11 protein-coding genes are annotated in these 13,413 nt (G+C 71.5%); 8 read left to right on the plus strand and 3 right to left on the minus strand.

Annotation, left to right across the window (positions count from 1 at the left end; translation table 11 throughout):
* The first annotated feature begins 13 nt into the window (after positions 1-13).
* The 4 genes from BM424_RS26105 to BM424_RS26120 all read left to right on the plus strand — a co-directional run bounded on the left by BM424_RS26105 (position 14) and on the right by BM424_RS26120 (position 3,941).
* Positions 14-1,117: an LLM class flavin-dependent oxidoreductase gene (locus tag BM424_RS26105; protein WP_093423317.1), complete on the plus strand. Its 1,104-nt coding sequence runs from the start codon at positions 14-16 to the stop codon at positions 1,115-1,117.
* Entirely contained in the window at positions 1,114-1,716 is a 603-nt protein-coding gene (locus tag BM424_RS26110; RefSeq protein WP_093423319.1) for an FMN reductase, read from the plus strand. Before BM424_RS26105 ends, BM424_RS26110 begins: the two co-directional genes overlap by 4 nt.
* Before the next feature lie 102 nt (positions 1,717-1,818).
* Positions 1,819-3,198 (plus strand): type I glutamate--ammonia ligase, encoded by a 1,380-nt coding sequence (locus BM424_RS26115; protein ID WP_093423322.1) that lies wholly within the window; start codon positions 1,819-1,821, stop codon positions 3,196-3,198.
* A 65-nt stretch (positions 3,199-3,263) separates the two neighbouring features.
* Positions 3,264-3,941, plus strand: a complete 678-nt coding sequence (locus BM424_RS26120; RefSeq protein ID WP_093423324.1) for a GNAT family N-acetyltransferase — start codon at positions 3,264-3,266, stop codon at positions 3,939-3,941.
* Between the two features lie 35 nt (positions 3,942-3,976).
* Here BM424_RS26120 and BM424_RS26125 read toward each other — a convergent pair whose 3' ends face one another.
* Complete coding sequence (locus tag BM424_RS26125; RefSeq protein ID WP_093423327.1) at positions 3,977-5,323, minus strand: DUF2252 domain-containing protein; 1,347 nt, start codon at positions 5,321-5,323, stop codon at positions 3,977-3,979.
* A gap of 311 nt (positions 5,324-5,634) precedes the next feature.
* Here BM424_RS26125 and BM424_RS26130 point away from each other — a divergent pair, with 311 nt between their 5' ends.
* The 4 genes from BM424_RS26130 (at position 5,635) to BM424_RS26145 (ending at position 10,785) form a co-directional block, all read left to right on the plus strand.
* Entirely contained in the window at positions 5,635-6,834 is a 1,200-nt protein-coding gene (locus BM424_RS26130) for a TetR/AcrR family transcriptional regulator (protein ID WP_245776139.1), read from the plus strand.
* A 201-nt stretch (positions 6,835-7,035) separates the two neighbouring features.
* Positions 7,036-8,676 (plus strand): acyl-CoA carboxylase subunit beta, encoded by a 1,641-nt coding sequence (locus BM424_RS26135; protein WP_093423332.1) that lies wholly within the window; start codon positions 7,036-7,038, stop codon positions 8,674-8,676.
* A gap of 35 nt (positions 8,677-8,711) precedes the next feature.
* Positions 8,712-8,951, plus strand: a complete 240-nt coding sequence (locus BM424_RS26140) for an acyl-CoA carboxylase subunit epsilon (RefSeq protein ID WP_093423520.1) — start codon at positions 8,712-8,714, stop codon at positions 8,949-8,951.
* A gap of 70 nt (positions 8,952-9,021) precedes the next feature.
* Complete coding sequence (locus BM424_RS26145) at positions 9,022-10,785, plus strand: acetyl/propionyl/methylcrotonyl-CoA carboxylase subunit alpha (RefSeq protein WP_093423335.1); 1,764 nt, start codon at positions 9,022-9,024, stop codon at positions 10,783-10,785.
* Positions 10,786-10,864: 79 nt separating this feature from the next.
* Here BM424_RS26145 and BM424_RS26150 read toward each other — a convergent pair whose 3' ends face one another.
* Together BM424_RS26150 and BM424_RS26155 are read right to left on the minus strand one after the other, a co-directional pair.
* On the minus strand, positions 10,865-11,656 hold the full coding sequence (locus BM424_RS26150; RefSeq protein ID WP_093423337.1) for a hypothetical protein: 792 nt from the start codon (positions 11,654-11,656) through the stop codon (positions 10,865-10,867).
* Positions 11,653-13,407, minus strand: coding sequence for a choline/carnitine O-acyltransferase (locus BM424_RS26155; protein ID WP_245776140.1), 1,755 nt, complete (start codon positions 13,405-13,407; stop codon positions 11,653-11,655). The genes BM424_RS26150 and BM424_RS26155 overlap by 4 nt, the downstream gene beginning before the upstream one ends.
* Positions 13,408-13,413: the final 6 nt, after the last annotated feature.

Here is a 13,413-nt window from a genome sequence, read left to right on the forward strand (position 1 = left end):
GTAGGGAGTTCACATGCAGTTCGGGATCTTCTCGGTCAGTGACGTGACGACTGACCCGACCACCGGCCGGACCCCGACCGAGGCCGAGCGCATTCAGGCGATGGTCCGGATCGCGCTCAAGGCCGAAGAGGTCGGGCTCGACATCTTCGCCACCGGCGAGCACCACAACCCGCCGTTCGTGGCCTCGTCCCCGACGACGATGCTCGGCTACATCGCCGCCCAGACGAAGAACCTCATCCTGTCCACCTCCACCACGCTGATCACCACGAACGACCCGGTGAAGATCGCCGAGGACTTCGCGATGCTGCAGCACCTGGCGGGCGGCCGCGTCGACCTGATGATGGGTCGCGGCAACACCGGCCCGGTCTACCCGTGGTTCGGCGAGGACATCCGCCAGGGCATCCCGCTGGCGATCGAGAAGTACGCGCTGCTGCGCCGCCTGTGGCGGGAGGACGTGGTCGACTGGGAGGGCAAGTTCCGCACTCCGCTGCAGTCGTTCACCGCGACCCCGCGCCCGCTCGACGGCGTGCCGCCGTTCGTCTGGCACGGCTCGATCCGCTCGCCCGAGATCGCCGAGCAGGCGGCCTACTACGGCGACGGGTTCTTCCACAACAACATCTTCTGGCCCGCCGAGCACACCAAGCGCATGGTGCGGCTCTACCGCCAGCGCTTCGAGCACTACGGCCACGGCAAGGCCGACCAGGCCATCGTCGGCCTCGGCGGCCAGGTGTTCATGCGCAAGAACTCCCAGGACGCCGTCCGCGAGTTCCGGCCCTACTTCGACAACGCCCCCGTCTACGGCGGCGGCCCGTCGCTGGAGGACTTCAGCACCGCCACGCCGCTGACCGTCGGCAGCCCGCAGCAGGTCATCGACCGCACCCTGGGCTTCCGCGAGACCGTCGGCGACTACCAGCGCCAGCTGTTCCTGATGGACCACGCCGGCCTGCCGCTCAAGACGGTCCTGGAGCAGCTCGACATCCTCGGCGAGGAGGTCGTGCCGGTGCTGCGCGAGGAGTTCGCCAAGCTCAAGCCCGCGCACGTGCCGGACGCCCCCACCCACCAGTCCCTGCTCGCGGCCAAGCAGCAGGACGAGCAGAAGCAGGAGGTCGCGAAATGAGCGAGCGCGAGATCGTCGTGATCTCGGCCGGGCTGAGCAACCCGTCCTCGACGCGGATGCTGGCCGATCGCCTCGCCGCGGCCACCGCGCGCCAGACCCCGGTCACCACCCGGGTCGTGGAGCTGCGGGACCACGCCAAGGACATCGCCAACAACTTCGTCACCGGCTTCCCCAGCCCCGAGCTGGAGGAGGTGCTGGAGGCGGTGCGCAAGGCCGACGGGCTGATCACCGTCACCCCGATCTTCCAGGCCTCCTACAGCGGGCTGTTCAAGTCGTTCTTCGACGTGCTCGACAAGGACGCGCTGGCGGGCAAGCCGGTGGTCATCGGCGCCACCGGCGGCTCGGCCCGGCACTCGCTGGCGCTGGAGCACGCGATGCGGCCGATGTTCGCCTACCTGCACGCCGTCGTCGCGCCGACCTCGGTCTACGCGGCTTCGGAGGACTGGGCGACCGGAGGCGAGAGCACGCTGGCCGACCGCGTCGAACGCGCCGCGGGCGAGCTGGCCGCGCTCATCGACCAGCGCCCGGCGGTGCAGGCCGCGGACCCGTTCGAGGAGCCCGTGCCCTTCGAGCAGCTGCTGGCCCAGCAGCAGAACTGACGCGCCGAACCCGGAACTCCCGTCGCGATCCGCGGCGGGAGTTCCGCGCGTTCGCACCCGAAACGGCTGCGCCCCGAGTGTCCACCCGACTACCGTGGGTGGATGAGCGGCGATCGGATCCCGGCGGCGGAGCCCGCCGAGCTGGTGCCCGCCTCGGCCCGGCTGCGGGCCGAGGGCGTGGAGCTGGTCGAACTGTCCTTCGTGGACAACGCGGGCATCGTGCGGGTCAAGACCGCGCCGCTGGACCGGCTGCCCGACATCGCCCGCCACGGGCTCGGCGCCTCGCCGTGCTTCGAGACCTTCACCTTCGACGACATGATGCTGCGCGGCACCCACCTCGGTGGCCCCGACGGCGACCTGCGGCTGGTCCCCGACATCGCGCGGCTGACCCGGCTGGTGGCGATGCCCGGCTGGGCCTGGGCGCCGGCCGACAAGTTCACCCAGGACGGGCCGCGCTTCGTCGCCTGCCAGCGCGCCTTCGCCGCCCGGCAGGTCGCCGCGGCCGCCTCGGCCGGGCTGACGATCTCCGCGGCGTTCGAGCACGAGTGGGTGCTGGCCGAACCCGGCCTCGACGAGTTCGTGCCCGCGATCAGCGGTTCCGGCTACGGCCAGGTCCGGCTGGAGGCGCTGGCCGACTACGGCCTCGCGCTGGTGCGCACCCTGCGCGAGCAGGGCCTCGACGTGCTCCAGTTCCACCCCGAGTACGCGCTCGGCCAGGCCGAGCTGTCGGTGGCCGCCAAGGACCCGGTCGGCGCGGCCGACGACGCCGTGCTCACCCGGCACACCGTCCGCGCGGTCACCCGCCGCCACGGCTGGCGCGCCAGCTTCGCCCCCTGCCTGGTCCCGGACGGCGCGGGCTCCGGCGCCCACCTGCACCTGTCGGCGCACGACAGCCGCGGGAACCTGTTCGCCCACGGCTCCGGCCGGCACGGCCTGCAACCGGTGGGGGAGGCGTTCCTGGCCGGGGTGCTGCGGGAACTGCCCGCGCTGGTGGCCATCGGCGCGGGCAACCCCGCGAGCTTCCTGCGCCTGGGCCCGTCCCGCTGGGCCGGGATCTGGCAGGCCTGGGGCCACGAGACGCGCGAGGCCGCGCTGCGGCTGATCACCGGCACCGAGGGCACCCGGTCCTGGGCCGCCAACGCCGAGATCAAGTGCTTCGACGCCACCGCCAACCCCTACCTGGTGGTGGGCGCGGTGATCGCCGCCGGGCTCGCCGGAGTCCGCGAGGAGCTGAGCCTGCCCGGCGAGATCACCGGCGACCCCGCGCTGCTCACCGACACCGCCCGTGCCGAGGCCGGAGTCGAACGCCTGCCCACCGGCCCCGCCGAGGCCGCCGACGCGCTGGCCGCCTCCGAAGTGCTCGCCGAAGCGCTGGAACCCGAGCTGCACGACGCGCTGCTCACCGTGCGCAGGGGAGAGGCCGAGCGCTTCGCCGAGGCCACCCCCGGCGAGCTGGCCGCCGCCACCCGCTGGACCTGGTAGGGAACAAGCGGGGTCTGCGAGCGGTTGATGCTCAGCGGAAACGACCGAGCATCCCGGGGAGGACCGTGTCCGAAGAACTGCGCAACCCGGTGTGGCACTCGCTCAACGGTGCTCACGCCCGCTTCGCCGAGCGCTCCGGAGAGGCGCTGCGCTACCCGTCGGCGGTCTCGCCGTTCCTGGGGCTGCCGCTCGAACCCGACGAGGCGGCCTGGGCGGACGCGGCCAAGCTGGCGGGACCGGGCGGGTTCCTGATCATCACCGGGCCACCGCGCACCCCGCCCGCCGGCTGGGAGACCTTCGAGGACGCGACGGCCGTGCAGATGATCGACGACGGCGTGGCCGGTGAAACCGACCCGGAAGCCGTCCGGCTCACCGCCGCCGACGTGCCGGAGATGCGCGAGCTGGCCGCGCGCACCAAGCCCGGTCCCTTCGAGCAGCGCACCATCGAACTCGGCACCTACCTGGGGATTCGCCACGACGGCAAGCTGGTCGCGATGGCCGGGGAACGGATGCGGCCGCCGGGCTGGACCGAGATCAGCGCCGTGTGCACCGACCCCGACTTCCAGGGCCGGGGCCTGGCGAAGCGGCTGATCAGGACGCTGGTCGCCGGCATCCGGGCGCGCGGCGCGCAGCCGTTCCTGCACGCCGTGGACACCAACACCGGTGCCATCGCCCTCTACGAGCGGATGGGCTTCCGGATCCACCGCCGCCCGGTGTTCCAGGCGATGCGCGCACCCGCCTGAGCGGGTGGCCCCCGGACCGGGGGCCACCCGCGGGCTCAGCTCGCCGTCGCCGCGACGCCGCCGATCTCGCCGTGGCGGAAGGCGTCGACGAACAGCCGGTGGTCGTCGCGGACCACCTCGGCGTAGCCCAGGGCGAACTCGACGAGCCAGTCGACGAACTCCTTCTCCCGGTCGCCGACCACGTCGAGGATCGCCTCCTCGACCTGGAAGTCGACCAGCTGGGTGTCCGACTGCGCGTCGGACACGCAGTGGATCTTCGCGATCGCCCGGCCCAGGTAGTCCAGCACCGGCACGATCTCGCTCGGCTCGGTCAGGTCGCCCCACTCCAGGTCCGACTCGTAGGGCGAGAGCTCGTCGACCAGGTAGCCGACGCCGCCCATCTCGGTGTGGCCCAGCATCGGGTCGGCGTGGGCCTGCAGCGCCCGCTGCGACAGCGCGGTCCGGTGCCCGTGGTGCTTGAAGTGGGCGCGGATGCGCTCATCGGTGACCACCCGCGACGGCGCGGCCACGTTGCCCTGCTTCATCGACAGCACGATGTCGTTCTCCAGGGCCTCGGTCGGGCCCTCGATGAGGATGTTGTAGGCGGGCAGGCCCGCGCTGCCGATGCCGAAACCGCTGGACCCGACGATGTCCTTGATCGTGTAGGCCACGTCCCGCATCCGGTTTTCCGGCGGGATCGACTCCAGGTAGCGCCCGAAGGCCTCCTCGACCCGGCCGCGCTCGGCGTCGTCGAGCTGGCGGATGTTGGGGCCGCGGCGCATCCGCCGGTCGTAGCCCTCGGCCTCGGTGAGCCGGTTGAGCAGCTCGGTGCGGCTGCGCAGCCGGGTCTGCTGCAGCAGCTCGTGGATGGTGCCGTCGGTGGTCGACAGCCGCAGCGAGTACTCCGAGTCGCCGTCGCTGGAGGCGAAGGTGCGCACCTGGTCCAGGTAGGAGGTGGCGGCGTGGCGCACGAACGCGACGATGTCGCCGTCGGGCAGCGCCTTGCTCCAGGCCAGCAGCGCCAGGCTCGCGGCGAAGCGCTGCAGGTCCCAGGTGAAGTGCCCGAGGTAGGCCTCGTCGAAGTCGTTGACGTCGAAGACCAGCACGCCGGAGGCGTTCATGTAGGTGCCGAAGTTCTGCGCGTGCAGGTCGCCCTGGATCCACACGCGGCTGGTGCGCTCGTCGGCCCACGGGTCGGTCAGCCGGTTGACGTCGGCGTAGAACAGGCACGCGCTGCCCCGGTAGAAGGCGAACGGGTCGGCGGCCATCTTGCGGAACTTGGTGCGGAACGCGGCCGGGTTGCGTTCCATGAGGTCGGAGAAGGCGTCGACGAGGATGTCGGCGATCTCCCCGCGGCGGGCGTCGGTGTCGGTGACGCCGAGGCTTCGAGCGAGCTCGGACATGATTTCCGTCCACTGTGAACAGTAGTGACAACGAGGGTGACCGCAGTTTATCGGAGTGTTCCGCGCCTTTCGAAGACGCCAATCCGTCCACATAGAACAATCTGGACTCCCGGTGCGATACCGGAAGTCCGATGCGCCCCGACGAGTATCCGCCCCCGGCCCCACCCCCGCAACGAGGGCGAAAACCGCAGGATTCGACCGGTCAAATACCGCAGTTTTTGACCGGTCGAATCCTGCGGTATTTGACCGCGAGGTGAGGCGAGGTTGTTCCGGTCGGGGTGGGGAAATAGCCTCTGGCCGGTGGTGGGACCGTGCGAGCGGAGGTGGTGATGGCCGAGGTGGGGAGTCCTCCCGCGCGCAACACGCGGCCCCGGAACCGGCGGGCGATGATCACCGCCGCGGCCGCGGAGCTGTTCTTCCGCGACGGCTTCGACCAGGTCGGGATGAGCGACATCGCCGAAGCCGTGGGCGTGGGGTCCTCCGCGCTGTACCGGCACTTCGCGGGCAAGCAGCAGCTGCTGACCCACGTGGTGCTCGACGAGCTGCACCCGTTCGTCGAGATCACCGCCGAGACCGGCGACCTCGACGAGACCGTGGGCAGGCTGGCCGCCGCCGCGCTCGACCACCGCCAGCTCGGCGTGCTCTGGCAGCGGGAGTCGCGCAGGCTGCCCGAGGAGCGCCGCGACGTGCTGCGCGGCGAGCTGCGCGAGGTCGCGCGCGGGCTGGCCCGGCTCGCCCGGGCCTTCCGGCCCGAGCTGACCGACGCCGACGCCCGGTTCCGCGCCTGGTGCATGTTCAGCGTCCTGACCAGCCCGTCCTACCACCAAGTGCAGCTGTCGCGGCGCGAGTTCGAGCAGCTGCTGCGCGCGATGGTGGTGATCATCGGCCAGCGGCCGCCGCAGGAGCTCGCGGCCCGGCCCGACGCTCAGCCCGAGCAGGTCGAGCGCTTCGCCGGGCGGGCGTCCCGGCGCCGGTTGCTGCTGGTCGCGGCCAGCAGGCTGTTCGCCGAGGCCGGATACGGCAAGGTCACCACCGAGGACGTCGGCGCCGCCGCCGGGATCGCCGGGCCCAGCCTCTACAACTACTTCGCCAGCAAGCAGGAGCTGCTCAGCGCCGTGATCACCCGCGGCAACGCGTGGCTGGAGGTGGACCTGGAGCGCACGCTGGCCACCAAGTCCGATCCGGCCGAGGCGCTGCGCGCGCTGCTGCGCTCCTACATCCGCTTCGCCTTCGACCACGGCGGCTTCATCGACATCCTGGTCAGCGAGGTCGGCCACCTGCCCGCCGAGGAGCGGCACCGCGCGCGCCAGACCCAGCACTCCTACGTCGCCGAGTGGGTCGGACTGCTGTGCGAGGCGCGTCCCGAGCTGGATCCCGTCCGGTCGCGGATCCTGGTGCAGGCGGCGTTGACCGCGGCCAACGACATGGCGCGCACCGGTCCGGTCCGGGACGCCAGGGCGGTGCTGCGGCTGGGCACCGCGCTGATGCTCGACACCCCGGTCGAGCGCTGAGGCTGCGCGCTACCCGCCGTTCACTTAGCGGAGGAAAGGGCAGGAGAACCAGCTCGAACGGCGTCGATCCGACTAATGGCGGCTCACTTCTCGGTTGACTCGATCATCATCGGCGAATTAATCTCCGGCGAGAGCGAATCCGCGCGGACGCTGGACCGCGCAGGCAGTCCCGAACAGGTGTCACGAGGACAGGTTGGTTGCATGAGCAGCGCGACGGAGCCGGTCGGTCAGCCGCCGGTTGACGTGCCGGACATCCACACGACCGCGGGCAAGCTCGCGGATCTGTACCGGCGGAACGACGAGGCGGTGCACGCCGGCTCGGCGCGCGCGGTGGCCAAGCAGCACGAGAAGGGCAAGAAGACCGCCCGCGAGCGCATCGACATGCTGCTGGACGAGGGCTCGTTCGTCGAGCTCGACGAGCACGCGCGGCACCGCTCCACCAACTTCGGGATGGAGGAGAACCGCCCCTACGGCGACGGCGTGGTGACCGGCTACGGCACCGTCGACGGCCGCAAGGTGTGCGTGTTCTCCCAGGACTTCACCGTCTTCGGCGGTTCGCTGGGCGAGGTCTTCGGCGAGAAGATCGTCAAGGTCATGGACCTGGCGCTCAAGACCGGCTGCCCGCTGATCGGCATCAACGACTCCGGCGGCGCCCGCATCCAGGAGGGTGTGGCGGCGCTGGGCCTCTACGCCGAGATCTTCAAGCGCAACACCCACGCCTCCGGCGTCATCCCGCAGATCTCGCTGATCATGGGCCCGTGCGCGGGCGGCGCGGTGTACTCGCCGGCGATCACCGACTTCACGGTGATGGTCGACAAGACCTCGCACATGTTCATCACCGGTCCGGACGTGATCAAGACCGTCACCGGCGAGGACGTCACCTTCGAGGAGCTCGGCGGCGCGCACACCCACAACTCGCGCTCGGGCAACGCGCACTACCTCGCCTCCGACGAGGACGACGCGATCGCCTACGTCAAGGAACTGCTGTCGTTCCTGCCGAGCAACAACCTCTCCGAGGCGCCGGTCTTCGAGGGCGCCGACACCGGTGCCGGGGCGATCGCCGACGCGATCACCGACGCCGACCGCGAGCTCGACACGCTGGTCCCGGACTCGCCGAACCAGCCCTACGACATGCACAAGGTCATCGAGACCGTGGTCGACGACGAGGAGTTCCTGGAGGTCTCCTCGCTGTTCGCGCCGAACATCATCACCGGCTACGGCCGCGTCGAGGGCCAGCCGGTGGGCATCGTGGCCAACCAGCCCACCCAGTTCGCGGGCACCCTCGACATCGGTGCCAGCGAGAAGGCGGCCCGCTTCGTGCGGACCTGCGACGCCTTCAACATCCCGGTGCTGACCTTCGTCGACGTGCCCGGCTTCCTGCCCGGCACCGACCAGGAGTGGAACGGCATCATCCGGCGCGGTGCCAAGCTGCTCTACGCCTACGCCGAGGCCACCGTCCCGCTGGTCACCGTGATCACCCGCAAGGCCTACGGCGGCGCCTACGACGTGATGGGCTCCAAGCACCTCGGCGCCGACATCAACCTGGCCTGGCCGACCGCGCAGATCGCGGTGATGGGCGCCCAGGGCGCGGCCAACATCCTCTACCGGCGGCAGCTCGCCGACGCCGCCGCCAACGGCGAGGACGTCGAGGCGCTGCGCGCGGACCTGCAGCAGGAGTACGAGGACACCCTCTGCAACCCCTACACCGCCGCCGAGCGCGGGTACGTGGACTCGGTCATCCCGCCCTCGTTCACCCGCGGCTACGTGGCCCGCTCGCTGCGGATGCTGCGGGACAAGCGGGCGAGCCTGCCCGCCAAGAAGCACGGCAACATCCCGCTGTGACCGGTCCGGTGAACGTCGACGAGGAGGAGCGATCGATGAGCGAGCAGACGCCGCAGCGGCCGGTGCTGCGCATCGTGCGCGGCAATCCCGACGACGTCGAGGTCGCCGCGCTGACCGCGGCGCTGGCCGGTGCGGCCGCCGCGCAGGCTCCCGAGGAGGGGGCGAAGCCGATGTCGCTGTGGGGCGACCCGGCCTCGTCGCTGCGCCACCCGGCGGGGCGCCGACCGCTGCGGCCGGGTCCGCACGCGTGGCGCGCGTCCGGCCTTCCGGGCTGAACCCCCTTGCCAGCCTTGAACTTTTCCGCCTGCTCCGGCGTCGCGCCGGGAAGATGAGGAGTTGACCACTGTGGACGTGACGCCGATCAGCAAGGTCCTGATCGCCAACCGCGGTGAGATCGCGGTGCGGGTCATCCGCGCCTGCCAGGACGAGGGCATCGCCTCCGTCGCGGTCTACGCCGAGCCGGACGCCGACGCGCAGCACGTGAGGCTCGCCGACGAGGCCTTCGCGCTGGGCGGTGCCACGCCCGGCGAGTCGTACCTGAACATCGAGAAGATCATCGACGTCGCGAAGCGCTCCGGCGCCGACGCCGTGCACCCCGGTTACGGGTTCCTGTCGGAGAACGCCGACTTCGCCCAGGCCGTGCTGGACGCGAACCTGATCTGGATCGGCCCGTCGCCGCAGGCCATCCGCGACCTCGGTGACAAGGTCACCGCCCGGCACATCGCCACCCGCGCCGGTGCGCCGCTGGTGCCCGGCACCAAGGACCCCGTGCCGGGCGCCGACGAGGTCGTCGCCTTCGCCCAGGAGCACGGGCTGCCGGTGGCCATCAAGGCCGCCTTCGGCGGTGGCGGTCGCGGCCTGAAGGTCGCGCGCAGCATCGAGGAGATCCCGGAGCTGTTCGCCTCCGCCGTGCGCGAGGCCGAGACCGCGTTCGGCCGCGGCGAGTGCTTCGTGGAGCGCTACCTCGACCGCCCGCGCCACGTCGAGGCGCAGGTGCTGGCCGACCAGCATGGCAACGTCATCGTGGTGGGCACCCGCGACTGCTCGCTGCAGCGCCGCCACCAGAAGCTCGTCGAGGAGGCCCCGGCGCCGTTCCTGAGCGCCGAGCAGCACAGCCGCATCCACGAGGCCGCCCGGTCGATCTGCGCCGAGGCCGGCTACTACGGCGCGGGCACCGTCGAGTTCCTGGTCGGCCAGGACGGCACCATCTCGTTCCTGGAGGTCAACACCCGGCTGCAGGTCGAGCACCCGGTGTCGGAGGAGACCACCGGCATCGACCTGGTGCGCGAGCAGTTCCGCATCGCGGCGGGGGAGAAGCTGCACCTGGGCGCCGACCCGGAGCCGCGCGGGCACTCCATCGAGTTCCGCATCAACGGCGAGGACGCCGGCCGCAACTTCCTGCCGGCCCCGGGCACCGTCACCAAGTTCGTGGCCCCGCAGGGCCCGGGCGTGCGGGTGGACGCGGGCGTGGAGACCGGCAGCGTCATCGGCGGCCAGTTCGACTCGCTGCTGGCCAAGGTGATCGTCACCGGCGCCGACCGGCAGCAGGCGCTGCAGCGCGCCCGCCGCGTCCTCGACGAGATGCAGGTGGAGGGCATGGCCACGGTCCTGCCGTTCCACCGCGCGATCGTGCGCGACCCGGCGTTCGTCGGCGAGGACGGGTTCACCGTGCACACCCGGTGGATCGAGACCGAGTTCGACAACACCATCGAGCCGCACACCGGTGGCGTCGAGGCCGGTGAGGAGGCCGAGGAGCGGCAGACGATCCTCGTCGAGGTCGGCGGTCGCCGCCTGGAGGTCTCCCTGCCCGCGGCGTTCGCGGCGCCCTCGGCGGCTCCGGCCGCGAAGGCCAAGCCGCGCAAGCGCTCCGGCGGGAAGGCGGGCGCCGCGGCCTCCGGTGACGCGGTGGCGGCGCCGATGCAGGGCACCATCGTCAAGGTCGCCGTCGAGGACGGGCAGGAGGTCGCCGAGGGCGACCAGATCGCCGTCCTGGAGGCCATGAAGATGGAGAACCCGGTCACCGCCCACAAGGCGGGCACGGTCACCGGCCTCACCGCCAAGCCCGGCGACTCCGTCACCCAGGGCACCACCCTCTGCGAGATCAAGTAACCCGCACTCCCGCGTTCCGGCCCCGGAGGACCCTCCGGGGCCGGAACGCGTTGCGCCCCTTGCGTTTCCGCAGAACGGGTCAGGGTAGGGATTCGCCCTCGGGGTGGCTGATGTAGCAGTGGGCGTGGTACCAGCCGTCGGCTTCCCTGCCCTCGGGATCGAGTCCCTGGCGCTCGACGTCGTGGACGGCGGCCCGGCGTTCGGCCTCGTCGGCGAAGCGGCGTTGGGGGTAGGTGCCGGGTAAGCGCTCGGTGGTCAGGCCGTGGTCGGCGAGGAGCGCGGCGATGTCGCCGTAGTCGAAGACGCGGAGCACGAAGATCGCCAGCCAGAGCTGCTCCGGCCGCTCGATCGCGGTGAGCAGTCGCTGGAACGTCGGCAGGCCGACGTAGCCGACCCCGCCGGTGGAGATGATCACGCCGGTGTCGGCGACGCCCTTGACGAGTTCCGGTGAGGGATCGGTGGTTTCGAGGTTCTCCGCCCAGCCGTCGGTGAGCAGCCCGGACCGGCGGCCGTAGGCGATCGCGGGTTCGGAGACGTCCAGGCCGATGATGTCGAGATCCGAGTCCAGCTCTCGCCGGTCGGCCTCGGCCAGCTCGGCGGTGGTCGACCGCGCCGCCGCCGGACCGGTGTAGCGGTCGAGCACCGAGTCCAGATCGCCGGAGGACTTCAGCAGGGCCGAGTTGATGCCGTAGGAGCAGCAGACGTCGAGCACGCGCGCGGGGCGCGCCGCCCCGATCACCTCGCGGAAGATCGGGGTGGCGCGCTGCGGGATCTGGTACTCGAACCGCTTCAGCGTCGAGACGTACGCCCGCGGGTCCGGCCGGGCGTAGATGTCGCTGAAGTCGGCCTTGTGATCCCCGGTCCGGCTCATGACACCAGGTCGGACAACTCGTCGATCGCGCGGCCCAGCTGCTCGGCGAACAGCGTCATCTGCTCGCCGACGGTGCGCGGCGTGCTCAGGTGCACGTGGAAGCTCCGCGGCAGCAGCACGTAGGCCACCCCGATGCAGTGCTCGCTGGTGGCGCCGAACCCGAAGTACTGGATGTTCACCGACGGCGCGGCGCTGGTGCTCAGGTAGTCGTCGCGCATCGTGCGCCACCCCGGCGAGGAGTACAGCGCGGGGGAGAAGTCCTGCCCGCGCCGGGCCGCGATGAGCTGCAGCTCCCACAGGTGCTGCTCGGGCGCGTCCCCGGCCTGGCACTCCTTGGCGCGCGTGACGTGCGCGTCGGCGGCCCGCCGGAACGCCTCGGCCCGCTCGGACCGGGAGGTCTCGGCGTCGTCCATCGCGGCCACGAACTCCAGGACCTCCGGGGTCACCACCCGCATCGCCTCGGTGCGCCCGTGGTGGAAGTGCCGGGTGGCGATGGACTCGTAGGTCGCGCCGGTGAAGCCCTTGGACCGCCGGTGCGCCAGCTGGAAGGCCATCTGCACGAACGCGTCCGGCGAGACCCCGAGCGCCTTGGCGCGCTCGGAACCGAAGTCGTCGAAGCGCGCGGTGCGGGTCGCGGTCGCCTCGCCGTAGGCCAGGTAGTCCTTGGTGGCCGCCTCCACCTCGCCCGCGAGCTCCGGCGACAAGCGGAACTCCAGCGCGCGGGGCTCCGGCACGCCCTGGGCGGTGGCGCCGGAGGCCCGCGCGTGCGACTCGGTGGTGCCCGACATCAGCGAGTCGACGAACTCGACGATCGTGGTGCCGTCGAGCAGGCAGTGCTCGCCGTTGATGCCGGCCGCGCCGTCGGGGAACACGATGAGCGTGACGCCCTTGTCGAACCAGCGGTCGGTCGGGTCCCCGGCCAGCAGCTGCTTGCACTTCGCGTCGAGGTCGGCGGGCTGCTCGTGCTCCAGCGCCAGGCAGAACAGCGCCGTCTCGATGACGTCCACCGAGGCGGTGTTGTCGACCAGCAGCGCCTCCCGGTTCGCCGCCCAGCGAACCCGGTCGTGGCTGGTCAGCGCCCCGACACCGGGACCTCGGTCGGGGGTCTCGGCGATCCGGCGGAGCGCCTCGGCGAGCTCGTCGGGGGAGTGCGGAGCTCCGTCGGCGCCGATCACGTCGAGCCGGAAGGCGTTGCCGCGGAAGAACACCGCGATGTGCCGTGCCGGGGTCGGACCCGGCTGCTCGGGCGTGTGGGGCGCCCGCACGCCGTCCCGCTCGGGCCGAGGGATGCGGGTGGTGGAGAACAGGTACCGGTGCTGCTGCATCGACAGCGGCTGACCGCGCCGCGTCGTGGGCGGCACGGTCTCGGCGTCCAGCGCCAGCTTGTGGTCCACGGCCGCGGTGATCAGCCGCACCGCGCGGGAGATCTGGTCGTCGTCGGTGTCGTTGAACAGGAAGAAGAAGTTCGCGTTGAGCGCGATCCGGTCCCGGCGGCCCAGGTAGCGGTCCCGCCAGAACTCGTCGAGCCAGCTGTGCACGTCGTCCTGACCGGCGTAGGCCGCCAGCGAGGCGTGCAGCTCGGCGGTCTCGTCGGAGGCGAGGAACTCGGCCACCGCCTGCCGGGTGGTGGCCAGCTCCTCCTCGGTCAGCAGCGGCGCGCACCACTGCAGGAACCGCTCCGAGCTGTCGGCGAGCGCGGGCAGCGGTATCCGGGGCAGGGAGTCCTCGTTGCCGAAAGTGCTGGTGCTCAAAGCAAC

The sequence above is a fragment of the Saccharopolyspora flava genome (assembly GCF_900116135.1).
Lineage (GTDB): Bacteria > Actinomycetota > Actinomycetes > Mycobacteriales > Pseudonocardiaceae > Saccharopolyspora > Saccharopolyspora flava.

Excerpts from the sequence above, each read along its gene's own strand:
- BM424_RS26105 (WP_093423317.1), top strand. The coding sequence starts at position 14 with ATGCAGTTCGGGATCTTCTCGGTCAGTGACGTGACGACTGACCCGACC.
- BM424_RS26110 (WP_093423319.1), top strand. The coding sequence starts at position 1,114 with ATGAGCGAGCGCGAGATCGTCGTGATCTCGGCCGGGCTGAGCAACCCG.
- BM424_RS26115 (WP_093423322.1), top strand. The coding sequence starts at position 1,819 with ATGAGCGGCGATCGGATCCCGGCGGCGGAGCCCGCCGAGCTGGTGCCC.
- BM424_RS26125 (WP_093423327.1), bottom strand. The coding sequence starts at position 5,323 with ATGTCCGAGCTCGCTCGAAGCCTCGGCGTCACCGACACCGACGCCCGC.
- BM424_RS26135 (WP_093423332.1), top strand. The coding sequence starts at position 7,036 with ATGAGCAGCGCGACGGAGCCGGTCGGTCAGCCGCCGGTTGACGTGCCG.
- BM424_RS26140 (WP_093423520.1), top strand. The coding sequence starts at position 8,712 with ATGAGCGAGCAGACGCCGCAGCGGCCGGTGCTGCGCATCGTGCGCGGC.
- BM424_RS26150 (WP_093423337.1), bottom strand. The coding sequence starts at position 11,656 with ATGAGCCGGACCGGGGATCACAAGGCCGACTTCAGCGACATCTACGCC.